Genomic DNA, 15,359 nt, shown 5'->3' on the forward strand with positions numbered 1-15,359 from the left:
ATGAAAGTATTATTAATTAAAGATGTAAAAAGCTTAGGAAAAGCTGGGGAAATAAAAGAAGTAAAAGATGGTTATGGGCAAAATTTTTTAATTGCAAAGGGTTTTGCTAAGGCAGCTACAAATGAAGTTTTAAAGCAATTTGAAGCAGAACAAAAGAAAAAAGCAGAAAATTTAAGACTTGAACTTGCTAATTTGGAAAAATTAAAAGAAGAATTAAGCAAAATAACCATCAGTATTAATAAAGCTGTAGGAGCTAATGGACATTTATTTGGCGGGGTAACAAAAGATGAGATCACACACGCTTTAAAAGAGCAAAAAAATATTGATATTGATAAAAAAAGTTTAGAATGCGATACCATAAAAGAGCTTGGAGTGCATGAAATTTCTATAAAATTAGGTCATGCGATCCATGCTAAATTTAAGTTGGAAGTTAAAGGGGAATAATGTTTCACGCAACTACTATTTTAGCTTATAAAGGCAAAAATAAATCAGTTATTGGCGGTGATGGTCAAGTAAGCTTTGGAAATACCGTGCTTAAAAATAATGCAGTAAAAATTAGAAAATTAAACAATGGAAAAGTTTTAGCAGGTTTTGCTGGGAGTACTGCAGATGCTTTTAATCTTTTTGATATGTTTGAAAAACTCCTTTCAAGCTCTAAAGGCGATTTATTAAAAGCTGCTATAGATTTTTCAAAAGAATGGCGTAAGGATAAGTATTTAAGAAAATTAGAAGCAATGATGCTTGTGCTTGATAGAAACCATATTTTCTTACTTTCTGGAACTGGAGATGTGGTTGAGCCTGAAGATGGAGCTATAGCTGCTATTGGAAGCGGAGGCAATTACGCACTTTCTGCTGCTAGAGCTTTAGCTAAGCATTCTGATTTAGATGAAGAAAATTTAGTAAAAGAAAGCTTGCAAATAGCTGGTGAAATTTGCATTTATACAAATACAAATATTAAAACTTATGTGATTGAGGATGATAAATGAATTTAACTCCAAAAGAAATTGTAAATTTTTTAGATGATTATGTAATCGGTCAAAAAAATGCTAAAAAAATCATTGCTATAGCTTTGAGAAATCGTTATAGAAGAATGCAGCTTAGCCCTGAGCTTCAAGATGATATCATGCCTAAAAATATTTTAATGATAGGTTCAACCGGTGTAGGAAAAACAGAAATTGCAAGACGCCTTGCTAAGATGATGGGGCTTCCTTTTGTTAAAGTTGAGGCAAGTAAATATACTGAAGTTGGGTTTGTAGGCCGTGATGTTGAGAGTATGGTTAGGGATTTAGCTAATGCTGCTATAAATTTAGTAAAACAAGAAGAAAAAGAAAAAAATCAAGACAAAATTAAAGAATATATAGAAAATAAAATATTAGAAAAACTTTTACCACCTTTGCCAAAAGGTATTAGTGAAGAAAAAGAGCAAGAATATAAAAATTCTTTAGAAAAAATGCGTTCTAAACTCCAAGCAGGAGATTTGGACGATAGTGTAATCGAAGTAGAAATTTCACAAAATGTATTTGATACAAATCCAAATTTACCACCTGAAATGGGTGCTATGCAAGATATAGTGAAAGTGATTGGGGTTGGTAGCAAAAAAGTTAAAAAAGAAATGAAAGTTAAAGATGCAAAAAATGCTCTAGCCCAAGAAGCAAGTGAAAAAATTCTTGATATGGAAAGCATTAAAAGTGAGGCTTTAAGAAGAGCTCAAAATGAAGGTATTATTTTTATAGATGAGATTGATAAAGTTGCCGTTTCAAGCTCTAATTCTAATCGTCAAGATCCTAGTAAAGAAGGGGTGCAAAGGGATTTACTTCCTATTGTAGAAGGTAGTACTATACAAACTAAATTTGGTCCTTTAAAAACCGATCATATTTTATTTATCGCAGCGGGTGCTTTTCATCTAAGCAAGCCAAGTGATTTAATCCCTGAGCTTCAAGGGCGTTTTCCATTAAGAGTAGAGCTTGATAGTCTTGATGAAGATGCTTTATATGCTATTTTAACAAGACCTAAAAATTCTTTACTTACTCAATATATTGAACTTTTAAAAACTGAAAAAGTTGAACTTGTATTTGAAGATGATGCGATTAGAGAGATTGCAAAAATTGCAAGCAAGGCAAATGAAGAAATGCAAGATATAGGAGCTAGACGCTTACATACTGTGGTTGAAAAGCTTTTAGAAGATATTAGCTTTGAGGCTGATGAATATGCTGGAAAAGTTTATAAAATAGATGATTTTAAAGTTCAAGTAAAACTTGGAGATATTGTAGAAAATAAAGACCTTGCTAGGTATATTTTGTGAAAAGTGGCTTTATAAGCATTGTGGGTAGAACTAACGCGGGAAAAAGTTCTATCCTAAATTCTTTATTAGAAGAAAAAATTGCTATGGTTTCTCATAAGCAAAATGCAACAAGAAGAAAAATCAATGCTATCATAATGCACAATGACGATCAATTAATATTTATCGATACTCCTGGTTTGCACGCAAGCTCTAAGAGTATGAATCAACTTATGATAGATCTAGCGATTAAAAGTATCGCAGATTGTGATGTGATATTGTTTGTTGCTAGTGTTTATGATGATATTATTGATTATGAAAATTTTTTAAAATTAAACCCAAAAGTTCCCCATATTGTTTTAATCAATAAAGTAGATTTGGTAGATAAAGAAACTTTGCTTAAAAAACTAAGCCAATATAATCAATTTAGTTCTAATTTTAGCGCTATCATCCCCTATTCTGCTAAGGTTAAATTTTATAAAAAAATTTTACTTGATGAGCTTGTTAAGTATTTGCCTGAACATCCTTATTATTACGATAGTGAATTTATAACTACTACAAATGAAAAAGATATTTATAGAGATTTTATACTTGAGTCTATTTATGAAAATTTAAGCGATGAAATTCCATATACTACTGAAGTTAAAATCGATAGAGTTAAAGAGCTAAATTCTATCTGCTATATCAATGCAACTATCATTAGTTCTAGTAATTCTCATAAAGCTATGATACTAGGTAAAGATGGTGCGACGATTAAACGCATAGGTAAAGATGCGCGTAAAAAGATAGAAAAACTAGCTCAAAGAAAAATCATGCTGAAATTATTTGTTCATCTTGAAAAAAATTGGCATAAAAATGAGCAAATTCTCAAAAAAATTTTATACGATGAATAGTCAAAAAACTTTCTTGCCCTATGAAAAGCTTTTGTATATAAAATTTCATACCATACTTAAAGAAGATGAAATTTTATTAAAAAGCTTTGAAGAATTAGGCATTAAAGATGATTTTTCACACAAAATCATTTATTTTTATGAAGATCAAGCTACTCATGTATTTTTAGCTAAATATGAAGATATCCCAAAAGATTATGCTTTCATTATCCCAGAACCATTACTTTTCATAGCTTATTTGCAAAAATACAAACTTCATGGTAAGACTTTATTTTTAGTTTATAAAGAAAAATATGCAGTTTTCATTGAATATTTAGAAGATAAATTACAATCTTGTCACACCTTGCCTTTGTCAAAAATGGACTATATACAAAATACAAAAGAAAGTTATACTAATGTTGTAAAAATTGATGGGGTAAAATTTTCTAATTTTCAAGATGAAAATCTTTATAAAAATTTATTAGATATAGATGTAGATTTCAAACTTAATTTTTCATCTTATAAAAAATTTAATCTTAGCGAGTGTTTGAGTTTTAAATTTTTGCTTGCTTTTGTGCTTGGAGTTTTGATCGCTTTGATTGTTTTGGGTTTTTTAATGATTAAAAACCATAATATCCAGCAAGATATTTTAAATTTAAAATCTTCATTAAAAGATCAAGATAGTGCTTTTAAACTCTTAAAAGAAAAACAACAACAAAACGATAAACTTTCGCAAGAATATGCTAAAACCACAGAAAGAATTGAAATTTTAAATCAATTTTATTCTAATGTGATGTGTTATAAATCATTTTATGAATTTATTAAAATTTTAAATTCAAACCAAGCAAACATAGAGTCTTTAAAAATCCATGATAAAAAATTTATTATAGAAATTTCACAAGACTTTGATTTTTACGATGAGTATAAAAATCAAGGATTTATTTTAAAAAATAAAGAAGTCCATAATGGTAAAATCAATTTATATTTTGAAAAAAATATATGAAAATTTAGAAAATTTATTTGCTAGATTATCAAGTAGAGAATTTAAGTTATTATTGATTTTGGGTTTTATTTTTGGATTTTTTCTAATATACATAGTATTTTTTGAAAAAATTCAAGATAAGAATTTGCAATTGCAACATCATTTGCAAGATTTACAAGTAAAATATAATGACAATGAAGCTTTGTTAAATGAAAACAAAGAAACAAAATACGATTTTAGTTTGCAAGAAAAACTTACTTATTTTTCACAAGATTATCAAAATAAAATAAAACAAATCGAGCAAAATCTTTACACAATCAAAGCAAAAAATTTAAAATTTCAAACTCTTCATCAAAAAGATGATTTTTTCACTTTTTATGAAATAAGACTTGAATTTATTAGCGATTTTGCTTCTATGATAAAATTTATTAATGGACTTGAAAATGATGTAAAAATTAAAAATTTAGAGCTTAAAAAAGAAAAAGAAAATATAAAAGTTTCTATAAATTTAATTTTTGCACTAGTGTAAATAAAAATTTTTTGATAAAATTCACTCAAACATGGCAAGCGATCGCTTCAAAAAATGAAGAGGAAAGTCCGAGCTGCTATAAGACAAAGATTCCATCTAATGGATGGCTAGGGTGACCTAAGGGAAAGTGCAACAGAAAGAAAACTACCATATTTTATATGGAAAAGGTGAAACGGCAGGGTAAGAGCCTACCAGTAGCTTTGGTAACAAAGCTAGCTATGTAAACCCAATCTGCAGCAAGAAGGGGTGGTTTTAGTCTTATGATTTAACCCTTCGCTTGACTTTGTTTGCAAAAACAAAGCTAGATAAATGATCGCTCTTGACAGAACTCGGCTTATAGCCATGTTTTATTTTGTATATGCAGACGCTTTTTTTAATTTTTGTAAATTCAATGCTACAACATCTTGTTTTTTCTTTACAAGGGCTAAAGCTTCATTGGTTAAAGCTAAAGCCTCATTAGGACAATCTGTAAAATCAGGCTTATCTAAAAGCTTATTGATTTTTTCTATATCTTCAGTATAGACAGCTAGTTTAAATTCATCTATCCATTTTTTTTGGCTCATTTTTGATGCACTTCTCTCCAAGCTTCAAGCAGACCTTTTACCACATTGATAACTTCATCTACTCTTGCTTGGTTATTTTCTATATTTGCTAAAGAAAGTAGTTGTAATTGTCTAGTATATAAACCACTTAGATAATGAGCTACTTCGCCACCTTTATCATAATCAAGACAATTAATTAACTCGATAAAAATGGCACTAGCTCTTTTTACATAATACACTCTTTCTTCTATATTTTCATTTTGTATAGCTAGTTTAATTCTACTCGCAAAGCGTAAAATACCACCATATAGCATTTCTATAAGTTTTTCTTGGGATTCTACGCCAGTTTGATTTTGCGAATATGCATTATAAGCTGCACTATTTATCATTTTTGTTTATCCTTTTAAGAATTTTGACTATTGTTAGCTTGGTTAATCATATTTGCAATTACACTTGCTTGATTGTTTAATCTTGAGATGATACTATCATATGCTGCCCATCTTGACCACATAGTATCGTATTTACTTTCTATAAATTCTTTTGTGGTTTTTGTGGTTTCTTCAAGATTTTTTGCTTCTTTGGTTAAAGATGCTTTATAACCTCCAAAAGATCCATCAGAACTCATCATTTCTTTCATAGTGTTTTTTAATACACCAAAAGTTCCTGTTTCTTCTTTGTATTCTGAATATATAGTTTGAGGATGTAAGCCAAATTTTTTAAGAAAATCTTTATCTCCACCTATTTCTAAATCGCTTCCTGTGGTTCCTTTGATGTTAAATTGGATTTTTTGACCCTCTTGGCCTTCATTTACGATTTGAAAACTAGCTTCTAATCCTTCTAGACCAAAACTATTGATATGATTGACCAAATTCTGAGCCATTTCCACATCATCTTTTCCTGTTAAGGTAAAAGGATCTCCATTTTTGGTTTTAGATAAATCTATAGTTTGATCATTATAAGTAATGGTAAATTTACCATCTTCAAATACCATTCCATCAGGCTTACTTTCATCATATAAACCACTAACTTTTTCACTAGCTAAATTTATATCTTCAAATCCATTATGACCTACAAAAAATCTTTCAGCTAAATCTGGATCTTCATTAAATTTAGCTTCAAATTTAGATGAGTCAAAAGTTAAAAGTCCATCGGTTAAGGTCAAACCATAATCAGCTAAAGACAAGCTTACTTTAGAAGATACTTGCATACCTTCAGAAGTATCGCTATCTCCTACTGTGATGGTTCCATCTACTGTGATGGTTCTAAGTAAAATTTCATTTACTTGAGCTTTGATATTATATATTTCACTAACTCCTACGAAATTTCCTTTTACTCCTGCTTCAGCATCGTATTTAGTAGCAGCTGTGATATTTGTCATTAAGTCATTATAAGCTGTTACTAGGTTGTTTAAAGATTCTGATATAGCTGAAGTATCTTGACTTACATTAAAGCTGATTTCACCTTTTTGTTTTAGCTCTAAGGTTATGCCTGGTCCTATATCTGTAATGGTGTTAGTTGGTCTAGTCATTTTTACACCATCTACACTAAATACTGCATCCATACCTTTTTGTATATGGTTTTCATTTTTAGCATCTACATTATAACCCTGTGGAGTGCTTTCATCTAAAGTAATACCAAATTTTTCACTAAGTAATTTTTTAGCATTAGGATCTCGTGTATAGTTGTTATAATCTATATTTCCTTCTGCATCGGTAGCATAACCACCATCAAGCATGCTTAATTCACCGCCATTGGTAGCTCTAAAGGTTCCTTTTGTAGGATCAAACTCTATTTTACCATTGCTTTTTTCTCTTAAATCTTTAGCTAAACTTTCATAAGTAGTATTTTCATCTATATCTACAGTATATCTATCGTAATTATCTCCATTTTTAATTACAAAAGTAAAGGAAGTCTTTTTATCTCCAGAACTTAATATTTTACCATTTAAATTAGTATTTCCAATAATTTTATCAGGTTCATTATTATCTCCACTTGGTCTAAAACCAAACAAACCTCCAGCACTTATACTATTTTTATCAATACCCCAACCCATTTTATCTAAAAGATCTTCATCTCCTGAAAAAGAGATATTATTTTGCGTGCCTGTTTCAGTACTTTGTATAACTAAACGATAAGGATTTTGTTTATCTCCAGTATCTACTACTTTAGCTTCTATCTTACCACCTGTAGCAGCATTGATTTTTTCACTAAGTTCAGTTAAAGTTGTGCTTTTATCTAGTTCGATTTTATAAGACTTACCATCTTGAGTTATGGTAAAAGAAGCTTTACCATCTTTACCTTCTATACCTAAACTTTGCATAACAGAAGCAGTTTTGTCTTTAAAACCATTGCTTTGGTACACATCTTTTTGAGCAAGCTGCTCAACGATGACTTTCATATTTTTTAAATCTGATAAAGAATCCACCTTCAAATCAGCCGCAGCACTATCGCCACTTACACTAGGAGAAACTTTTTTGGTATTAAATTGCGAAGCATCACCAAGACTATTTACTGCAGTTTGAAAAGCTAGAAGTTTTGCTTCTAATTCTGCTAAGTCTTTTTGTCTTGTAGAATTTGTTTCAATTTGTGAATTGTATAGTTTTAATTGAGCGTTTAACTCTGCTTCTTTAAGTTTGTTTAATGTTTCGCTTGTTAAAACACCTGAACCTATACCTAAACTACCTAAACTACCTACAGCCATTTTTAGCTCTCCTTATCAAATATAGTTCCTATCACACCTTTGAAGTGCTCTATGAGTTTCATCACTTCTTCGCTAGGAATCTTGCGTATTAATTTTCCACTATCGCGTTCTGTAACATCGACATACATGGAATTTATTTTATCATTGTAACCAAATCGTATATTGGTTTCTAATGTTCCCATTTGTTTGTTCAGCTTTTCTATAGCATCTTTTAATTTTTCATTTAAATTCTCATCTTGATTATTTAAATCTACTTGTTCTTTGTTTTCTTTAGAGACTTTTTCTATGCTTTTAGTATTGGTGCTAAAATGCGCTGAGCCATCTCTTTGAATGCCACTAATGTCCATTTAAACTCCTTTTTAAAAGACTTTAGAGCCATAATCGACTAAAATAAAAAAAACTTAATATTTAAATACAAAATTTTATAAGCAAAAAGTGTTCTCAAAAAATTCAAAATTAAAAAATTTCAAATTTTTTGAATAATTTTTCATCATCTTCTAGTAATTTTTTAGAGATTAATCTGTCTATGACTTCTTTAGAGCAATTTGTCATCAAAGGCCATTCTTTATGATAATCTTCAAGTTTTCCTTTAGCACTAGCATCAATACCAACGCAATCTTTTTTTATAAAAATATCTCTTTGAGCATCGATATTATTTACTACACGCCAAAGAAGCATATAAGGGTTAGTTAAATTTGCATCGATATCAAGAAAAACTAAAATTCTAAAATGCTTTTTATGAATTTGTAATTTTTCAAAGATATGTGAAATTTTTTCTTTTTTATCTATGGCTATTACGCAGATTGGAGCGTAGGTGTCTAAGTAGTATTGTTTTAAATTTACAATGGTTTTTTCTGTATTTTTAAAAAGATCAAGTAAATTTTCATCTGAAATTTTTTCAATATTTTTTACTTTTATATCTGTGCAAGCATCAAGTCCTGCTTTACCACCAAAACAATATGTGTTTGAGGCATGATCGAGTTGATCACAAATTCCTTCGCTAATTAGCAAATTAGACTCATCAAAACGATTTAATATATAAGGGATTAAATTTTCATAATCTTTTAAATCAGGAGCATCTTCGCCTACAAAAATCGCATGTTTGACAAAGCTCATTTGCCCTACTCCCCAAAAAGTATGCATGAGCTGTTTTGCATGGGCTGGGTATTTGGCTTCTATCTTTGCTAAGATAAGATTGTGAAATACTCCATTTTCAGGCATATTATAATCAATCAAATCAGGAGCACTAGTTTGCAATAATGGTAAAAATACTCTTTCAGTTCCAAGCCCCATGTATTTATCTTCTAAAGGAGGTTTTCCAACCACTGTGGCTTGATAAATGGCATTTTTCTTTGCAAAAATCTTTTCTATTTTTAAAACTGGACATGGCTCTATGGGTGTATAAAAACCTGTATGATCTCCAAAAGGACCTTCTGGTAAAAATTTATTTGGATCAACAAAGCCTTCTATGACAAAATCACTATCATAAGGCACATACAAATCATTGCTTTTACATTTTGATAAAATAGCGGGCTTTTTTTTGATGAAACCATAAAGTAAAAGTTCAAAAATACCTTTAGGCAAAGGAGCTTGACCGCACCATATATATAAAGGATCTCCTCCTATGGCTATGCTTACTGGCATTTTTTGATTATTTTTTTTGTATTCATGGAAGAAATGACTAGCATCTTTGTGAATTTGCCAATGCATTAGCAAGGTTTTTTCATCTATTACTTGCAAACGATACATACCAAGATTATTTTGCTTTCCATCAATGCTTTGAGTATAAACTTGCCCCATAGTTATAAAAGGAGCTGCATCTTTTTCCCATGTTTTTAAAATAGGAATATCATATAAAGAATTTAAACTTTTATAGGTAAATTCTCCATCTTTTTTAATTCTTTTTGGTGGTATGTTTTTAAGTCCTATTAAGGTTTTAAAAAAATCAAGCTTAGCGCCAAAACTTTGTGGAATATGCATTTTTAATAAAGAAGAAATTTCTTTAGCTACTTCTTCATAAGGTCTTGTAAAGGCTAAATTTAGAGCTTTTTCATTGCAAAAAGTGTTTAAAAGCACAGGATAATCATATTTTTTACCATTTTTTACCGCATTAGTAAAAAGCAAAGCTTTAGAGTCTTCTTTTTTCACTTCTATATAAGCTAGATGTGCCATTTCAAGTTCTACATCTACTGGCTCATCAATGATTTTTAATAAATTATTTTCTTTTAAAATATTGATAAATTTTTGCATTTATATCATACTTTCTGCTTCTTTTAAAATTTCTTTTGCACCTTTAGCAATCATCTCTTTTGCCAAAAGTTCTCCTGCATTTAGGTAGTCTTGTTTTTTGATAATTTTTTTTTCTTTGAGAATTTTACTTGCATCAGGTAAACCTACTATGGCTTGAATTTGTATATCATCGCCGCTAAGTTTAGCGTTAATACCTATTGGGACTTGGCATCCACCTTCTAAAGTTTTTATAAAATCTCTTTCAATATGTGTTTCTATAAAAGCATTTTCATCATTTAGGCATTTTAATAAACTTAAAATTTGTTCATCATCAATGCTTTCTATACCCAAAGCTCCTTGTGAAGCAGCTGGTATCATCTCATCAAGTTCAAATTTTTTTACAAATTTGATTTGTTTTTCCAAGCCTAAACGCTTAATCCCTGCAAATGCTAAAATAATAGCATCAAATTCTTTTGCTTTTAATTTTTCAAGACGAGAATTGATATTACCTCTTAAAGAAATGATGTTTAAATCAGGTCTTAAAGCTAAAAGTTGCATTCTTCTTCTAAGGCTTGTTGTACCTACTTTGGCTCCTTTGGGAAGATCTTGTAAGTGAGTGTAATATTGGCTTAAAAATGCATCATTGACTTCTTCTCTTTTTGAAATAGCAGCTAAAACTAAACCTTGCGGAAAAAAACTAGGAACATCTTTTAAACTATGCACAGCTAAATGCGCTTCTTTTCTTAGCATACTTTCTTCTAATTCTTTGGTAAAAAGTCCTTTTCCTCCTATCTTAGCTAAAGGAGAATCAAGCAAAACATCTCCTTTAGTTTTAAAGCCTTCCAAAACAATCTCTAAATGAGGATGAGCTTTTAACAAGCATTCTTTTATATATTCGCTTTGCCATAAAGCAAGTTGGCTTTTTCTTGTAGCTATTGTTAGTTTCATTTTTTGTTATCTCCAATTATTTCTACATCTATAATTTCATCTTCGTTGTTTTTTGAATAGGATGTTTTTTCTTTTTGATTGATAAATAATTTTAAAATTATGATAAAAAATAAAAGCAAAATGCCTAAAAAAGTGCTTAAAATTCCTGGTATTAAAAGTAAAATTCCAACAATAGTTAGAGAAAAAAGCTTTATCATACCAAAAAAATTAGTATTTGTATTTTGCATAGTGATGAGATTGGTCCAAGTTTTAGCTAAAAAAATAGCTCCTAAAAACATACTAGCAAAAACTATCATAAAAAAATTCAAAAAACCAAAACTAGCTATAAATATAATACTTGTGATTAATTCTAAAATCAAAAATACACTTAAATTTGCTTTTAACATCATAAAATTTTCTCTAAATATGAAATTACTTCATTAGTTTTTAAAATTTGTTTTTCTAAATTTGCTCTATTGATGATTTCAACTTCATCTTTTTCCAAACCTTTTCCAATGATCAAAGCATATGGAAAGCCCATAAGCTCAAAGTCGTTAATTTTTACTCCAAAGCGTTCATTTCTATCATCAAGCAAAATTTCTTTGTCTTTAAAATGCTGATAAATTTTATCTGCAAATTCGTTTGCTTTTTCATCTTTTATATTAGAAATAATAATATCAAGCACAAAAGGTGCTAAGGTTTTATTCCAAATACAACCTTTTTCATCATGACTTGCTTCAATCGCAACAGCAACCAAGCGACTAACACCCATACCATAACAACCCATGGTGAAAAATTGCGCTTTTCCATTTTCATCTAAATAATTTGCGTTCATAGCTTGAGAATATTTTTTACCAAGTTTAAAAATATGACCTACTTCTATACCTTTGCTTTGCTTAAGTTTATGCTGACATTTTGGACAAAGATCGCCCTCTTTAACCGCGCATAAATCTTTAAAGCGTTCTTTGTTTAAATTGACTACATTAATTCCTATTAGATGGTAATCTTTTTTATTAGCGCCAATAATCATATCTGTTTCATTTTCTAATTCTTTATCAAGATAAAAATCAACACCTTGTAAATTTACAAAGCCTATAAAGCCAGATACTAAATTTGCTTTTTGTAAATCATCTTCATTTGCATCAACTAATTCTAAAGCATTAGCTGCATTTAAGGCTTTGGTTTCTTGTAATTCATCATCACCTCTTATGAAAAAAACGACAATTTTTTCTTCATTTTCATAAATAGCTTTTTTCACTACTGCTTTAATGGTATAGTAAGGATTGATTTTGAAAAAAATTGCTAAATCTTCTATGGTTTTAATATTTGGAGTATGAAATTGCGTAGCAAAATCTGCTTGTGGTCTTTCATCTTTACAAGTTCTTTTGGTTCTTTTTGCTGCTTCTATGTTGGCTGCATAATCACAATATTCGCATAATAAAATATCATCTTCACCATTTTTGGCTAATACCATAAATTCTTTAGAGCCACTTCCCCCAATAGCCCCACTATCTGCTTCAACTGCTCTAAAATCAAGCCCTAATCTTGTTAAAATCTTGCTATAAGTTTCATACATTAGATTAAATTCTCTATCTAAGTCTTCATCATTTGCATGAAAACTATAGCCATCTTTCATCAAAAATTCTCTACATCTTAAAAGTCCAAATCTTGGTCTAGCTTCATCTCTAAATTTAAGCCCTATTTGATATAAATGTAAAGGAAGTTGTTTATAAGATGTGATTTTATTTCTAATTAAAGCTACCATAGCTTCTTCGTGCGTTGGTCCTAAGACAAAATCATTTTCTTTTCTATCTTTAAATCTTAAAAGTTCTTTTCCAAAGACATTAAACCTTCCACTTTCTTTCCAAAGACTAGCTGGAGTATTAAAACTTAAGCTTACTTCTAAAGCCCCTGCTTTATCCATCTCTTCTTTAATGATGTCTTTGATTTTATCTAGCACCCTTTTACCTAGTGGTAAAAAATTATACAAACCGCTACCAATTTGCTCTACAAAAGAACCTCTAACTAAGAAAATATGACTTGGCAAACTTGCATCTTTTGGATTTTCTTTTGAGCTAACAGCATAAAATTTACTAAATTTCATCGTGATTCTCCAAACTAAATTCACATTTATAAGAATTTAAACCTTCTAAATTTTCATTTTTTAAATCAAACACATAACGCATAGAATTAATCACTACATCATTTTGCATAGTCCCGCTTAATTTTTTTAAATTCACGCTAGGGTTATGTAAAAATGCGTTTAAAACTTGATTGATAAGCTTTTTTGCTTCTTCATGATTTGAATTTTTTAAATAGCCTTTTTTGATAGCTTTTTGTAATTGTATTTGTGCTATTTGATTAGCTTGTAAGCGTAGTTGTTTGACTAAAGGTAAGGTTGCAAGTTTGCTTAAGTGTTTAAAAAATTCATTCGTCATATTTCCAACTATAGAATAAGCAATTTGGGCTTGATGCTCTCTAAGGGTTAAATTTTTTCTTACCACTTCTTCAAGATCATCTACAGCATAAACTATGGTTTTATCATTAGATTTGATATCTATATCCCTTGGAACAGCTATATCAAAAAAATATCTTGTGTATTCTTTTTCTTCTAATAATTCATCAATAATAATAGCATGTGGAGCATTTGTAGCCGAAAAAAAGACTTCATATGAATTTAATACTTCTTTTAAATTAGCTATACTTTCAAATTTAGCATTTTCTCCTAATTCTTCACAAAGTTTTTTTACTTTTTCTAAATCTCTATTTAAAATCAATACTTTAGCTTTAGCATTTAGCAAATGCTTACAGGCTAGCTCACTCATCTCACCGGCACCAATTACAACAGCGGTTTTACCTTCTAAATTGATTAATTCTTTTGCTTTTGAAACAGCTACTGAAGCTACTGAAATAGGATTTTTTGAAATTTCTGTTTGATTTCTTACATTTGCTGCACACTTAAAAGCATAATGGACAGCTCTAGTGATATTTACGCCACATCTTTGCTCTTGTAAGCTAAATTTATAAGCATCTTTTAATTGCCCTGCGATTTGAGTTTCTCCTATAACTAAACTATCTAAAGAACTAGCTACAGAAAAAAGATGATGGATAGCTCCGCTATCTTCGTAAAAATCAGCTTTTGAGCTTAAATCGTCTTTATTGACATTACACAATAAACAAAGTGCATTTAAAATATACTCATTAATACCTTCACTATCTCCTAAAAAAAGAAAAATTTCCACTCTATTACAGGTGCTTAAAACTAAACTTTCTAAAATTTTATTATTAGAATGAATTAGCCTTAAAAATTCTCTTTTTTTATCTTCATTTGAAAAAGAAAGCTTTTCTCTTGTTGAAATATCGGTATTTTTGTGTGTAAAACTTATACAATAATACATCAAAAATCCCTTTCGATCATACTAGTGATAATTTCTTCTAAATCTTTCATTTTATATTTTTCTATAGCTTTTAAGGCGTTGTTTGCGTAGTTTTTTAATTCTATATTGACTAAATTTAGAATTTGATATTCTTGCATTTTATGTTTAATCCAAGAGATTTCTTTTTGATCTAATTCTTTTTTATAATAAGACTTTAATATTTCTTTTTCATCATTGTTTAACTTTTCATATAAATACATATAAGCAAGAGTGGTTTTACCTTCTTTAAAATCACTCATAGCAGGTTTTCCTAGAGTTTTTTCATCTCCAATAATATCTAATATATCATCAACAATTTGAAAAGCCAATCCTAAATTTTTTCCATATTGTGCAAAATCATCTTCGTTTAAATTTGCTAAAATCGCACCACATCTTGCACTAGTTTCGATTAAAACTGCTGTTTTGTTATAAATCATTTGCAAATAAGCTTGCTGATTGGTGTTAAAATTTTGTGATAAATTTACATCCATTAGCTCACCAATTGAAAGTTTAACTACCGCATTAGAAATAATTTGTGCTAATTTAGAATCAATTAAGGAAAGTTCATAAAATGCTTTAGAATATAAAATATCTCCAAGCATAATGGCATTTTTTGCTCCAAATTGAGCATTAATCGATTTTACCCCTCTTCTTAAATTTGCTTCATCAATAACATCATCATGTAATAAACTAGCATTATGGATTAATTCAATAATGGCACAAATTTTATAGCTTACTTGGTTTTCTCCAGATATTTTTAAAAGAAGTTTTGATCTAAGTTTTTTTCCGCCCTTTAGTCCACTAGTCATATCCATAATAGGCTCATAAGACAATTCAGATAAAAAATTATGCATATAAAGATCTATTTCTTGCACTATGCTTTCCT

16 protein-coding genes and 1 other RNA gene are annotated in these 15,359 nt (G+C 29.4%); 7 read left to right on the top strand and 10 right to left on the bottom strand.

Translation table 11 applies throughout. The annotated features are described in order from the left end of the window. The 7 genes from rplI (at nt 1) to rnpB (ending at nt 5,011) form a co-directional block, all read left to right on the top strand. Entirely contained in the window at nt 1–444 is a 444-nt protein-coding gene (gene rplI, locus CVOLT_RS03815) for a 50S ribosomal protein L9 (RefSeq protein ID WP_039665516.1), read from the top strand. Next, the gene (hslV, locus tag CVOLT_RS03820) at nt 444–986 is read left to right on the top strand and encodes an ATP-dependent protease subunit HslV (RefSeq protein ID WP_039665517.1); all 543 of its coding nucleotides are present in this window, start codon (nt 444–446) and stop codon (nt 984–986) included. The genes rplI and hslV overlap by 1 nt, the downstream gene beginning before the upstream one ends. Beyond that, the gene (hslU, locus tag CVOLT_RS03825) at nt 983–2,302 is read left to right on the top strand and encodes an ATP-dependent protease ATPase subunit HslU (protein WP_039665518.1); all 1,320 of its coding nucleotides are present in this window, start codon (nt 983–985) and stop codon (nt 2,300–2,302) included. Before hslV ends, hslU begins: the two co-directional genes overlap by 4 nt. Continuing rightward, nucleotides 2,299–3,171, top strand: coding sequence for a GTPase Era (gene era / locus CVOLT_RS03830; protein ID WP_039665519.1), 873 nt, complete (start codon nt 2,299–2,301; stop codon nt 3,169–3,171). Before hslU ends, era begins: the two co-directional genes overlap by 4 nt. After that, a complete protein-coding gene (locus CVOLT_RS03835; RefSeq protein WP_132038020.1) occupies nt 3,164–4,150 on the top strand; it encodes a hypothetical protein in 987 nt (328 codons plus the stop codon). The genes era and CVOLT_RS03835 overlap by 8 nt, the downstream gene beginning before the upstream one ends. Continuing rightward, nucleotides 4,113–4,658, top strand: a complete 546-nt coding sequence (locus CVOLT_RS03840; protein ID WP_039665521.1) for a hypothetical protein — start codon at nt 4,113–4,115, stop codon at nt 4,656–4,658. The genes CVOLT_RS03835 and CVOLT_RS03840 overlap by 38 nt, the downstream gene beginning before the upstream one ends. A gap of 26 nt (nt 4,659–4,684) precedes the next feature. Then, nucleotides 4,685–5,011: RNase P RNA component class A (gene rnpB, locus CVOLT_RS03845), an RNA gene on the top strand. Here rnpB and CVOLT_RS03850 read toward each other — a convergent pair. The 10 genes from CVOLT_RS03850 to CVOLT_RS03895 all read right to left on the bottom strand — a co-directional run bounded on the left by CVOLT_RS03850 (nt 5,006) and on the right by CVOLT_RS03895 (nt 15,348). Beyond that, on the bottom strand, nt 5,006–5,221 hold the full coding sequence (locus CVOLT_RS03850) for a hypothetical protein (protein WP_039665522.1): 216 nt from the start codon (nt 5,219–5,221) through the stop codon (nt 5,006–5,008). The two genes, rnpB and CVOLT_RS03850, sit on opposite strands and share 6 nt — an antisense overlap. Continuing rightward, nucleotides 5,218–5,589: a flagellar export chaperone FliS gene (gene fliS / locus CVOLT_RS03855; RefSeq protein ID WP_039665523.1), complete on the bottom strand. Its 372-nt coding sequence runs from the start codon at nt 5,587–5,589 to the stop codon at nt 5,218–5,220. The genes CVOLT_RS03850 and fliS overlap by 4 nt, the downstream gene beginning before the upstream one ends. A 14-nt stretch (nt 5,590–5,603) precedes the next feature. Then, entirely contained in the window at nt 5,604–7,901 is a 2,298-nt protein-coding gene (fliD, locus tag CVOLT_RS03860) for a flagellar filament capping protein FliD (RefSeq protein ID WP_052243167.1), read from the bottom strand. A 2-nt stretch (nt 7,902–7,903) separates the two neighbouring features. Next, nucleotides 7,904–8,248 carry a flagella length regulator FlaG gene (flaG, locus tag CVOLT_RS03865; protein WP_039665524.1) on the bottom strand — a complete coding sequence of 115 codons (345 nt, stop codon included), beginning with the start codon at nt 8,246–8,248 and terminating at the stop codon, nt 7,904–7,906. A 109-nt stretch (nt 8,249–8,357) separates the two neighbouring features. Next, on the bottom strand, nt 8,358–10,151 hold the full coding sequence (locus tag CVOLT_RS03870) for a menaquinone biosynthesis decarboxylase (RefSeq protein WP_039665525.1): 1,794 nt from the start codon (nt 10,149–10,151) through the stop codon (nt 8,358–8,360). Continuing rightward, complete coding sequence (hemC, locus tag CVOLT_RS03875) at nt 10,152–11,078, bottom strand: hydroxymethylbilane synthase (RefSeq protein WP_039665526.1); 927 nt, start codon at nt 11,076–11,078, stop codon at nt 10,152–10,154. It lies immediately after the preceding gene. Continuing rightward, nucleotides 11,075–11,467 (bottom strand): FxsA family protein, encoded by a 393-nt coding sequence (locus CVOLT_RS03880; RefSeq protein ID WP_039665527.1) that lies wholly within the window; start codon nt 11,465–11,467, stop codon nt 11,075–11,077. Before CVOLT_RS03880 ends, hemC begins: the two co-directional genes overlap by 4 nt. Continuing rightward, nucleotides 11,464–13,161, bottom strand: coding sequence for a proline--tRNA ligase (locus tag CVOLT_RS03885; RefSeq protein WP_039665528.1), 1,698 nt, complete (start codon nt 13,159–13,161; stop codon nt 11,464–11,466). Before CVOLT_RS03885 ends, CVOLT_RS03880 begins: the two co-directional genes overlap by 4 nt. Next, nucleotides 13,151–14,455: a glutamyl-tRNA reductase gene (hemA, locus tag CVOLT_RS03890; protein WP_039665529.1), complete on the bottom strand. Its 1,305-nt coding sequence runs from the start codon at nt 14,453–14,455 to the stop codon at nt 13,151–13,153. The genes CVOLT_RS03885 and hemA overlap by 11 nt, the downstream gene beginning before the upstream one ends. Then, nucleotides 14,455–15,348 (bottom strand): polyprenyl synthetase family protein, encoded by an 894-nt coding sequence (locus CVOLT_RS03895; RefSeq protein ID WP_039665530.1) that lies wholly within the window; start codon nt 15,346–15,348, stop codon nt 14,455–14,457. Before CVOLT_RS03895 ends, hemA begins: the two co-directional genes overlap by 1 nt. Between the last annotated feature and the right edge of the window lie 11 nt (nt 15,349–15,359).

Source organism: Campylobacter volucris (assembly GCF_008245045.1).
Classification (GTDB): Bacteria; Campylobacterota; Campylobacteria; order Campylobacterales; family Campylobacteraceae; genus Campylobacter_D; species Campylobacter_D volucris.

Coding starts and splice junctions, on each gene's coding strand:
- flaG (WP_039665524.1), bottom strand. CDS start 8,248: ATGGACATTAGTGGCATTCAAAGAGATGGCTCAGCGCATTTTAGCACC.
- fliS (WP_039665523.1), bottom strand. CDS start 5,589: ATGATAAATAGTGCAGCTTATAATGCATATTCGCAAAATCAAACTGGC.
- CVOLT_RS03885 (WP_039665528.1), bottom strand. CDS start 13,161: ATGAAATTTAGTAAATTTTATGCTGTTAGCTCAAAAGAAAATCCAAAA.
- fliD (WP_052243167.1), bottom strand. CDS start 7,901: ATGGCTGTAGGTAGTTTAGGTAGTTTAGGTATAGGTTCAGGTGTTTTA.
- hemC (WP_039665526.1), bottom strand. CDS start 11,078: ATGAAACTAACAATAGCTACAAGAAAAAGCCAACTTGCTTTATGGCAA.
- hemA (WP_039665529.1), bottom strand. CDS start 14,455: ATGTATTATTGTATAAGTTTTACACACAAAAATACCGATATTTCAACA.
- hslU (WP_039665518.1), top strand. CDS start 983: ATGAATTTAACTCCAAAAGAAATTGTAAATTTTTTAGATGATTATGTA.
- CVOLT_RS03835 (WP_132038020.1), top strand. CDS start 3,164: ATGAATAGTCAAAAAACTTTCTTGCCCTATGAAAAGCTTTTGTATATA.
- hslV (WP_039665517.1), top strand. CDS start 444: ATGTTTCACGCAACTACTATTTTAGCTTATAAAGGCAAAAATAAATCA.
- CVOLT_RS03850 (WP_039665522.1), bottom strand. CDS start 5,221: ATGAGCCAAAAAAAATGGATAGATGAATTTAAACTAGCTGTCTATACT.
- CVOLT_RS03840 (WP_039665521.1), top strand. CDS start 4,113: ATGGTAAAATCAATTTATATTTTGAAAAAAATATATGAAAATTTAGAA.
- rplI (WP_039665516.1), top strand. CDS start 1: ATGAAAGTATTATTAATTAAAGATGTAAAAAGCTTAGGAAAAGCTGGG.
- CVOLT_RS03880 (WP_039665527.1), bottom strand. CDS start 11,467: ATGATGTTAAAAGCAAATTTAAGTGTATTTTTGATTTTAGAATTAATC.
- CVOLT_RS03870 (WP_039665525.1), bottom strand. CDS start 10,151: ATGCAAAAATTTATCAATATTTTAAAAGAAAATAATTTATTAAAAATC.